Raw genomic sequence first — 1,345 nt, forward strand, 5'->3', positions numbered from 1 at the left:
CGTCGACCACTTCCACTTTGCCGGCGCCGGCATAGACCACTGCTCTGTTGTCGGACATAGGAATCGATACTCCAATCGATTGATGTGAATATGTACAGGCTCGCTGGCCCGGGATCATGCGATGAGTTGGTGGGTGAAGGGTCAGCTGCGTTTCGGTATCTGCGATCCCCGATGTTCGGCGGCCAGTGGGCCGACCGACGGATGGTCGCGGGGTTCAGATTTCGAGGATCAACCGGGGGCAACTGGCGCGGGATACGCAGATCATCATGGTGTCGTGTGCGTCTGGCTCTTCCTTGGTCAGTAGTGAGTCGCGGTGGTCGACAGTGCCGCTTAGGACCGGGGTTTCGCAGGTGCCGCAGGTGCCTTGCTCGCAGGATGACAGGACCTGGATTCCGCAGGCCGTAACGGCGTCGAGGATCGACTCGTCCGGGTGCACGGTGAGGGTCTTGCCGGTCAAGGCGAGTTCGACCTCGAACGAAGTGTTGAGGACAGGTTCGCTCAGCGGTTTGGCGCTGAACCGTTCGAGACGGAGGCTTCCTGTGGGCCAGGACTGGCATTTGTCGGTGACCGCCTCGAGCAGGGCCCCGGGCCCGCAGGTGTAGACGAGGGTGTCCGGAAGTGGTTCGCCGAGAAGGCCGTCCAGGTCGATCAGGCTCCCTTCGTCCTGGGGATTAATGACCACGTGTTCCGGATAGTGGGTGGACAACTCGTCAGCGAACGCCATAGTCGCGCGGCTGCGGCCACCGAAGACGAGCGTCCACTGCGAGCCGGCTCGGTCAACTTCGGCGGCCATCGCCATGATCGGGGTAATTCCGATGCCACCAGCGATAAACAGGTAGTTGTCCGCTTGTTCGAGTTCGAAGTGGTTGCGGGGGCCGCGCACCTGCACGGTGTCACCGGAGGAGAGCTTGTCGTGCACGAACTGGGAGCCGCCGCGCCCGGCGGATTCACGCAGGACGCCGATCTGCCAGACGCTGCGGTCCGACGGGTCCCCACACAGCGAGTACTGGCGGGTGAGCTCCGGGGTGAGGATCAGGTCGATATGGGCACCCGGTGACCATTGCGGGAGGTCGGCCCCGTCGGGCTGGCGCAGTTGAAGGACGGCCACGCCGTCGGCGGCCTCGAACTTGGCTGCGACGACGAGCGACAGATCGGTCTCGTTGTGGGTGCTTTTCATTCTCACCTGGTTTCGATGGTGCCGGCCGAGCTGGGGGTCAGGTGTGGGCGAGCTGGTGTGTGGTGTCGACGCAATCCGCGGTTACTGAATGTGGTCGCGTGGACCACGGTTCGGGGACGGGAGCGCTGGCGTGTCCCTCGGGGTGGGCGAGCAACCACTCCCAGAGGG

1 protein-coding gene is annotated in these 1,345 nt (G+C 63.9%); it reads right to left on the minus strand.

Going from position 1 to position 1,345, the window contains the following annotated elements:
• Positions 1-214: 214 nt before the first annotated feature.
• Complete coding sequence (locus AC1D1G_RS45265) at positions 215-1,177, minus strand: PDR/VanB family oxidoreductase (RefSeq protein WP_477956948.1); 963 nt, start codon at positions 1,175-1,177, stop codon at positions 215-217.
• Between the last annotated feature and the right edge of the window lie 168 nt (positions 1,178-1,345).

This window comes from Rhodococcus sp. P3_B8 (assembly GCF_056402775.1).